At 67.2% G+C, this 8,396-nt stretch carries 7 protein-coding genes and 1 tRNA gene; 5 read left to right on the top strand and 3 right to left on the bottom strand.

The window, feature by feature from the left end:
* Positions 1-129 precede the first annotated feature (129 nt).
* The gene (locus ACFYWQ_RS41035) at positions 130-2,400 is read left to right on the top strand and encodes a transglycosylase domain-containing protein (protein ID WP_389525129.1); all 2,271 of its coding nucleotides are present in this window, start codon (positions 130-132) and stop codon (positions 2,398-2,400) included.
* Positions 2,401-2,617: 217 nt separating this feature from the next.
* Here the strand turns inward: ACFYWQ_RS41035 and ACFYWQ_RS41040 are convergent, their stop codons facing one another.
* A complete protein-coding gene (locus tag ACFYWQ_RS41040) occupies positions 2,618-3,082 on the bottom strand; it encodes a GatB/YqeY domain-containing protein (RefSeq protein ID WP_389525132.1) in 465 nt (154 codons plus the stop codon).
* A 75-nt stretch (positions 3,083-3,157) separates the two neighbouring features.
* Here ACFYWQ_RS41040 and ACFYWQ_RS41045 point away from each other — a divergent pair, with 75 nt between their 5' ends.
* The 3 genes from ACFYWQ_RS41045 (at position 3,158) to ACFYWQ_RS41055 (ending at position 5,184) form a co-directional block, all read left to right on the top strand.
* Positions 3,158-4,084, top strand: coding sequence for a metallophosphoesterase (locus tag ACFYWQ_RS41045; protein ID WP_389525135.1), 927 nt, complete (start codon positions 3,158-3,160; stop codon positions 4,082-4,084).
* A 189-nt stretch (positions 4,085-4,273) separates the two neighbouring features.
* Positions 4,274-5,059, top strand: a complete 786-nt coding sequence (locus ACFYWQ_RS41050; RefSeq protein WP_389525138.1) for a Pr6Pr family membrane protein — start codon at positions 4,274-4,276, stop codon at positions 5,057-5,059.
* 51 nt (positions 5,060-5,110) lie between these two features.
* Positions 5,111-5,184: transfer RNA gene (locus ACFYWQ_RS41055), tRNA-Pro, on the top strand.
* Between the two features lie 74 nt (positions 5,185-5,258).
* Here ACFYWQ_RS41055 and ACFYWQ_RS41060 read toward each other — a convergent pair.
* Together ACFYWQ_RS41060 and ACFYWQ_RS41065 are read right to left on the bottom strand one after the other, a co-directional pair.
* Entirely contained in the window at positions 5,259-6,041 is a 783-nt protein-coding gene (locus tag ACFYWQ_RS41060) for a site-specific integrase (protein WP_389525140.1), read from the bottom strand.
* A gap of 155 nt (positions 6,042-6,196) precedes the next feature.
* The gene (locus ACFYWQ_RS41065; protein ID WP_389525143.1) at positions 6,197-7,048 is read right to left on the bottom strand and encodes a helix-turn-helix domain-containing protein; all 852 of its coding nucleotides are present in this window, start codon (positions 7,046-7,048) and stop codon (positions 6,197-6,199) included.
* 383 nt (positions 7,049-7,431) lie between these two features.
* Between ACFYWQ_RS41065 and ACFYWQ_RS41070 the strand changes: the two genes are divergently transcribed.
* Complete coding sequence (locus ACFYWQ_RS41070; RefSeq protein ID WP_389525146.1) at positions 7,432-8,319, top strand: DUF262 domain-containing protein; 888 nt, start codon at positions 7,432-7,434, stop codon at positions 8,317-8,319.
* Positions 8,320-8,396 lie beyond the last annotated feature (77 nt).

Here is an 8,396-nt window from a genome sequence, read left to right on the forward strand (position 1 = left end):
CGAGAAACCTCCGGAACGATTCGGGGTCTCCGGACGTATTGATACGTAGCCCTGCTGCTGTGACAGTTGAGGGCAGCTTAGGCCAAGGCATTGACGCGTGTCCGGCGAATGAGAACGTAGGCTTCCCCCATGCCAAAGAAGCGCTCGGGCGGTGGTCTGACGGCGACGCAGCAGGCCGCCCAGTTCCTCGGTGTCAGTGTTCTCGCGGGAGCCGTGCTGGCCGGTATCGCCCTGCCCGCGTTCGGCGCCCTGGGCCTGGCCGCCAAGGGGTCGGTGGAGTCGTTCGACGAACTCCCGGCCAATCTCAAGACGCCACCGCTGAGCCAGCGCACCACGATCCTCGACGCCAAGGGCGACCAGATCGCCACGGTCTACTCCCGTGACCGCACGGTCGTCGACCTCGACGCCATCTCGCCCTACATGCAGAAGGCGATCGTCGCGATCGAGGACTCGCGCTTCTACGAGCACGGCGCCGTCGACCTCAAGGGCGTCCTGCGCGCACTGAACCAGAACGCGCAGAGCGGCGGGGTCTCCCAGGGCGCCTCGACGCTCACCCAGCAGTACGTGAAGAACGTCTTCGTCGAGGAGGCGGGCGACGACCCGACGAAGGTCGCCCAGGCCACCCAGCAGACCATCGGCCGCAAGATCCGCGAACTGAAGTACGCGATCCAGGTCGAGGAGGAACTGGGCAAGAAGAAGATCCTCGAGAACTACCTGAACATCACGTTCTTCGGCCAGCAGGCATACGGCGTGGAGGCCGCCTCCCAGCGGTACTTCTCCAAGAGCGCCAAGGACCTGACCCTGCCCGAGGCGGCCCTGCTGGCCGGCATCGTGCAGTCGCCCAGCCGCTACGACCCGGTCAACGACGCGGCGGAGGCCACCAAGCGGCGCAACGTCGTGCTGGAGCGCATGGCCGAGGTCGGCGACATCTCGCAGGCCGAGGCCGCAGAGGCGACGAAGGCCCCGCTCGGCCTGAAGGTCACCCAGCCGAAGAACGGCTGCATCACGGCCGTGCAGGGCGCCAGCTTCTTCTGCAAGTACGTCGAGCGGGTCTTCCTCAGCGACCCGGTCTTCGGCAAGACCAAGGAGGAGCGCGCCAAGGTCTGGAACCAGGGCGGCCTCACCATCCAGACGACGCTCGACCCGCAGTCCCAGCAGTCCGTCCAGGACTCGCTCAAGGACCACGTGTACAAGTCGGACAAGGTCGCCGCGGCCGCCACGCTCGTCGAGCCCGGCACCGGCAAGATCCTCGCGATGGGCCAGTCGAAGCCGTACGGCTACGGCAAGAACGAGACCGAGTACAACTACTCGGTCGACGCGGCGATGGGCGGCTCCAACTTCGGCTTCCCGACCGGTTCGACGTTCAAGCCGTTCGTGGCCGCGGCCGCCCTGGAGCAGGGCCGGCCGATCAACCAGTCGTACGCCGCGCCGTACGAGATGCCCTACCCGGCCTCGGTCCAGACGTGCAACGGGAAGCCCTGGACCAACGCGGCCAACGAGAAGCTGGAGAACGAGGCGGAGTCCGAGGTCGGCCCGTACACGCTGAAGGAGGCCATGGCCAAGTCGGTCAACACCTACTTCGTGCAGATGCTCGCCGACATCGGCATGTGCCCGGTGGTGAAGATGACCGACGCGCTCGGCGTGGTCCAGGGCAACGGCGACAAGGTCCCCGAGGTGCCGTCCTCGATGACGCTCGGTTCGACCGGTCTGTCGCCGCTGACGATGGCGACCGCGTACGCCGCGTTCGCCAGCCGGGGCATGTACTGCACGCCGATCGCCATCGAGTCGATCACCCAGACCGTCGGCGGCACGAAGAAGTCGCTGGAGGTCCCGAAGTCGACGTGCTCGCGCGCGATGAGCGAGAAGACCGCGGACAGCATCAACACCCTGCTGCGCGGCGTGGTCGACTCCGGCACGGGCCAGCAGGCCGGCCTGTCGGGCCGCGAGAGCGCCGGAAAGACGGGTACGACGGACGAGCGGAAGAACGCCTGGTTCGTCGGCTACACCCCGAACCTCTCCGGCGCCGTCTGGGTCGGCAGCGCCACCCAGAAGGTCAAGATGACCAACATCACCATCGGAGGCGTCTACCACGCCCAGGTCTACGGCGGTGACACACCCGGCCCGATCTGGCGGGACGCCATGTCCGGCGCGCTCCAGGGCAAGGAAGCCCCGAACTTCAACCTCGTCGACATCCCCGGCGGCGACAAGGACAGCGGCGACGAGGACGGCGACGACAACGGCGGCAACGACGACGACCAGGGCCTCATCGCCGGCCTGACCAACGGCGGCACGACGACCGGCGGCACGGTGCCGACCCCGTCGTACTCCTTCCCCGAGAACCTGTTCCAGGGGCAGAGCAACGGAGGCAACGGGAACAACGGGAACGGGGGGCGCGGCTGAGCGGCCCCGCCCGGCCCGCCCGGCCCGCCCGTCCTTGACGGGGAACGGCCCCCGCCCCTCGTACGGAGGGACGGGGGCCGTTCGACGTAGGGGAGCCGGTCACCGTCGGGGGAGGCACTGGCCGCCGTCGGGCGAGGTGTCGGCCGCCGTCGGGCGAGGCCCCGGCCGGAGTCAGGGCGAGGCATCGGCCGGATCCAGGGCGAGGGGTTGGCCGGGGTCAGCCCGCGAGGAGCTTCTTCACCACGGCAGCGACTCGGCCGCCCTCGGCCAGGCCGGCCACCTTCGGGTTCACGATCTTCATGACGGCACCCATGGCCCGCGGACCCTCCGCACCGGCCGCCTTCGCCTCCTCGACGGCCTGGGCGACGATGTCGTTCAGCTCGTCGTCGCTGAGCTGCTTGGGCAGGTACGCGGCGAGCACCTCGCCCTCCGCCTTCTCCCGCTCGGCGGACTCGGTGCGACCGCCCTGCGCGAAGGCCTCGGCGGCCTCCCGCCGCTTCTTCGCCTCGCGGGTGATCACCTTCTGCACCTCGTCGTCGGAGAGCTCGCGCTTCTCCTTGCCCGCGACCTCCTCCTTGGTGATCGCGGTGAGCGTCAGCCGGAGCGTCGAGGAGCGGAGCTCGTCGCGCTCCTTGATCGCGGCGTTGAGGTCTTCCTGCAGCTTCGACTTGAGCGTGGTCATGGCTGCGATTGTCGCAGGTGCGGACAGTCCGACGCCCGTTCATTTAACGGGCGACGGTTCTGACACGATGGGCACATGCGCGCGCGATACGGAGTGCCCCTAGGAATCGCGGCGGTCGGCGCCGCCGGACTGCTCTACTCGGCGGGCTTCGAAGCCCGCTCCTTCCGCCTGCGGCGGGTGACGGTTCCCGTCCTGCCCGCCGGGATGCGTCCCCTGCGCGTGTTGCAGGTCTCCGACATCCACATGGTCGGCGGCCAGCGCAAGAAACAGCGCTGGCTGCGCTCGCTGGCCGGTCTGCGCCCCGACTTCGTGATCAACACGGGCGACAACCTGTCCGACCCGGAGGGCGTCCCGGAGGTCCTCGACGCGCTCGGCCCGCTCATGGAGTTCCCGGGCGCGTACGTCTTCGGCTCCAACGACTACTACGGCCCGAAACTGCGCAACCCCGCCCGTTACCTGCTGGAGAAGACCCAGGGCCGCCACGGCCTGAACGGCAACGCGCCCGCGGTCAACGTCGTCCACAACCCGTGGGAGGAACTGCGCGACGCCTTCGACGGCGCGGGCTGGCTCAACCTGACGAACACACGCGGCACGCTCAAGGTCGAGGGCGTGTCGGTGGAGCTCACGGGCCTGGACGACCCGCACATCAAGCGGGACCGGTACGCCGAGGTGGCCGGCGGCCCGTCGGGCACGGCGGACTTCTCGATGGGCGTGGTCCACGCTCCCTACCTGCGCACACTGGACGCGTTCACCGCGGACGGCTACCCCCTGGTCCTCGCCGGCCACACCCACGGTGGCCAGCTGTGCATCCCCTTCTACGGCGCGCTGGTGACCAACTGCGACCTGGACACGGACCGGGTGAAGGGCCTGTCCACACACACGGCGGAGGACCGTACGGCGTATCTGCACGTGTCGGCGGGCTGCGGAACGAACAGGTACACCCCCGTACGGTTCGCCTGCCCGCCGGAGGCCACTCTGCTGACGTTGGTGGGACGGGAGTAGGGGATCGGACGCTGCCGGCCTGGGCGGAGGGGGCGGCGGAGGACTCAGCTCTCGGCCCGGGACGGAGCGGTCGGCCGGGCAGGGCCATCGAGGCTGTCGGGGTGGTCGGACCGGACCTCCCGGGTGTCGGATCACCCACACGGGCCCGCCCGAATAGCCCCTTTCCTCCCCCCTCCCTAGCGTGAGGGCATGACCGCCCCGATACCCAGGGACCTCCCGGACCTGCCGGCGATCCCGCGGACGCACGCGCTCCTGCCCTCCTCCGTCCCCGCCTCGGCGGTGGTGGCCCCCGTACGACGCCCCGTGGCCGCGGTGCTCCGCCTGCTGATCGCCGCGACCGCGGCGGCGGGCGTCGCCCTGGCCCTGCTGCTCGGCAGCCCACTGCGGGTGCTCAGCCACTTCGCCGTCCAGAGCAGCATCCTCCTGGCGCTGGTCACGGCCCTGTCGGCCCGCCGCGCCTGGACCGCCCGCCGCCCCCTCTCCGCCGCCTGGACCGGCGCGGCCCTGCTCTACGTGACGATCATCGCCCTGGTGTACCACCTGCTCCTCACCGACGCGGCGACCCCGTTCTCCGTGACGGCCACCACAGCCACCCCCACGCGCTGGCACGCGCTCGCCGGCCACCTCCTGCACACGGTGATCCCCGCGGCCGCCGTCCTGGACTGGCTCCTGCTGACCCCCGCCGGCCGCCTCCGCCTGCGCCAGGCGGCACCGTGGCTGCTGTACCCCGCGGCCTACCTGGCCTTTTCCCTCATCCGCGCGGAGCTGATCCTCCCGGGGACCCCCGGCCGCCACCTCTACCCGTTCCTCGACACGGCCGCCCACGGCTACCGGCACACCCTCGCCAACGCACTCCTCCTGGGCCTGTCCTTCTACGCCCTCGCCCTCCTCCTGGTCGCCCTCGACCACGCCCGCCCGAACCCGATGCGCCTCCGCGCCAGAACCGGATTTCGCCTACAGCCACCGGTGGGCTAAAGTAAACGACGTCGCCGCGACAAGCAGCACAAGCAGGACCCGCAGCGACATCGGGGTGTAGCGCAGCTTGGCAGCGCGCTTCGTTCGGGACGAAGAGGTCGTGGGTTCAAATCCCGCCACCCCGACACAGGTCAGAGGCCCATTCACGTGATCGTGAATGGGCCTCTGTCGTGCGTACAGCAGCGGAGTACAGCAACCGCTATGACTCTTGCTGGCCGTCCTTGTCCGGCTGCTCTCCGGCCCGCTCCTCCTGCTTGCGCTTGCCCTTCTTCTCCCTCTTCTGCTTGCTACCGCCACCGAGCGCCTTGCCGAGCTTGCGGAGCGCCCGGCGGGTCTCGGCGGAGGGCACGTGCGTGTAGACCTCCATCGTGACCGCGATCTCGGAGTGCCGCAGGATCTGCATGGCGATCCGCGGGTGGACGTCGAGGGCAGCCAGGAGCGAGGCGCAGGTGTGGCGGGTGTCGTGCACGCGGATGCGGCGGACGCCGGCGCGCTCACAGCGGCGGTCGAATTCGCGGGTGAAGTTCCGCGGCTCCACCGGATTGCCGTAGCGGGTGGTGAAGACGAGATCCGATTCCGTCCACAGATCCTTGGCCCGCTCCCTCGCGGCCCGCTGCTCCTTCTGCCGGAGTCGGAGGGCGGTCAGGCAGACGTCCGGCAGCGGGAGCACGGCTTCCGACGCTTCCGTCTTGGCCGTGTCGGTGTGCTGGAGCCGCCGGCGGACCCGCTGCAGTTGGTGCCGGATGTGCAGTTCACCGGTGTCCAGGTTCACGTCCGACCAGGTGAGGCCGAGGACCTCTCCCTTGCGCAGGCCCAGGACGAGGATCAGGACGTACGCGGAGTAGAGGTAGTCACGCCAGGTCTGGGCGTTCTCCAGGAACGTGCACGCCTCTTCGACCGACCAGGGGTCGGGCCGCTTTCGCCGGGCCCGCTGGACCTTGACGAGCTGGGCGACGTTCTTGGAGATGCGCTCCTCGACCATGGCGTTGGTCAGCGCGCTGCGGAGGATCGTCCGGGCGTCGTTGACCGAGCGCTTCGACAGGGTCTGTCGGCAGCACTCCCCCTTGGCACAGCAACGCCGTCGCTCCTCGGGCCGCCTGGCGTCCTTGCCCTGCGCGCAGCACCGGCAGTATTCCTCTAACGAGTGGTGGAGCTGCCCAGGTCCCGGAAGTCCGCCATCACTCGGAGCAGCAGCTCCCGCAGCTCAGCCCCGAAGACCGCGGCCGCTTCGAAGCGACCGAACGCCTCCTCGTACGCGGCCACTTCGGCGAAGTCGTCCGATGCCCGCTCAACCCGGGAGGTTTCGACGACGACCGACACACGGTCGCACAAGGTGAACCCGTGACGAGGCATGACGGGAACGGCGCGACGCCACGGCAGGACACCGAGGCGGACCGTGCTCAGGCTCTCGACAGCCAGCAGCCGGTCAAGCTGGGCGAGCATCAGCGCAGGACTCCCCGGCCAGGTCCGCAACACCGCCTCCGTCAGCACGAACACCGACTCCCGCCCCGGCTCGTACAAGAGACTCTGCCGCTCCACACGGGCGGCGACCGCACGGCCGACAGCTTCCGGAGTCGCGTCCGGCGCACTGCCGAAGACATGACGGGCATACTCCGCGCTCTGAAGCATGGCCGGCAGGACGACGCACCCGAACGAGCGGACCAGCCGAGCAGAGCGCACCGCTTCATCAAGAGCCCCCACGGCGAAGGCCTGAGTTTCCGGAGCTTCAACAGCGTCCGATGCGGTCTCCACCGCAACCAGGAGGTCACGCACTTCCTGCGTCGTCGACTCGTCGAGGTCAAGGGCGCGAGCCAAGCGGTCCAGGACGTCAGCGCTGGGAACCATGCGCCCGTTTTCCACCTTGGACATGGTCGGTTGCCCCACCCCGGCTCGATGCGCCAGCACGGCACCAGTCAGACCAGCCTCAGTACGAAGCCCCCGAAGACGCACCCCAAACGCCTTCATCCACTCCTGCCGCTCACTCCCCATAACCAGGGTTCTGCACCACGGCCCGAACGGACCTGCCCTACGGACTCGATGACGGTCAACGGCACACCGGGAGTCAGACCATGATCCAAACTTTCTCTACTGGTTCAAGGCGGCTCGCTCCGCTCCCCGCGCGCGGCCCGGCCCCCGGCCGGGCCTGCGCTCCAGCCTCCGTCCCGCTCCAGCCCGGCCGGCACCCGCGCCGCGCTCAGAGCAGTCAGGCACCTGACGTCAGAGAAAAGGCAGGTCACGGCTGGGGCGGTCGGCTCCGCCAAGCACACTCCTACAAATTCCGACAAGATCCAACACCTACCTCTTGGTCGGTGAGTAGTAGGTAGATATTGCACCTACCGCGTCACCAGACTTGACCGACAGGAGGCCCATCGATGTCCATTACCCCCCGAGGGATGTCGATCCAAGAAGCCTACAGCCTTTATCGAGGTGAAAGGCTTATCGTGAATCGCAACTATCAAAGAAAACTCGTGTGGGGGGTAGACGAAAAGGTCCACTTGATTGACAGTATCCTAAAAGGATTCCCGATCCCGCTGTTTCTTTTTGCTGAAACACTAGACGGCAACTTTGAAATCATCGATGGCATGCAGAGGCTGGACGCGATTTTTGGATTCATTGAACACAAGTATGCCATTCAAGCCGGTGACGCAAAACAGTTCTTCGACCTCAAGGAATTCTCGCGAGCGCGACAATTCGCAGAGGCGGGAGCATTTGAAGCCGAACCCGGAAACCCTGACCTCCTTCCAGCAAGCAAGTGCGCCGACTTGCTTGACTATCAGCTAGCGGTAACCATCTTCGATTCGAAAGAGGAAACGCAAGTAACCGAAGTATTCCGACGCATCAACTCAGGAGGCCGCCAACTCAGTGCGCAGGAGAAACGACAGGCAGGTGTCGTCAGCGACTTCGTTCGGATGGTTAGGAGGCTTGCCTCCGATTTTCGATACGACGGCTCACCCGACGTGCTCCCGCTCACCAAGATGCCGGTTGTCTCCATCGATTCCGCACGCGAAAGACTCGGGTACGGGATCGCGGCAGAGGAGACATTTTGGTGCAGCTTGGGAGTCCTGAATCCACGCCAGCTACAGCAAAGTGAAGATGAGCAGCTTCTAGCGGATATTTGCATTTCAGTTGTCAGGGGAAACACATTTAGCGTCAGCTCTGATGTACTTGATAAATATTTCGATCCAACTACCCCTGAGAGCCAATCGCTTGCCATTGACCTAAACGCCTATGGCACCGAGACTCTAAGCGTTGTCCCGTAAATGATCTACGACATGCCGGTTGACCAGCATCGTTGCCTCTCATCTGGCGAGGGTGAGGTTGTGGAGGCGGGCGATGC

Source organism: Streptomyces sp. NPDC003247 (assembly GCF_042888135.1).
Taxonomy (GTDB): Bacteria; Actinomycetota; Actinomycetes; order Streptomycetales; family Streptomycetaceae; genus Streptomyces.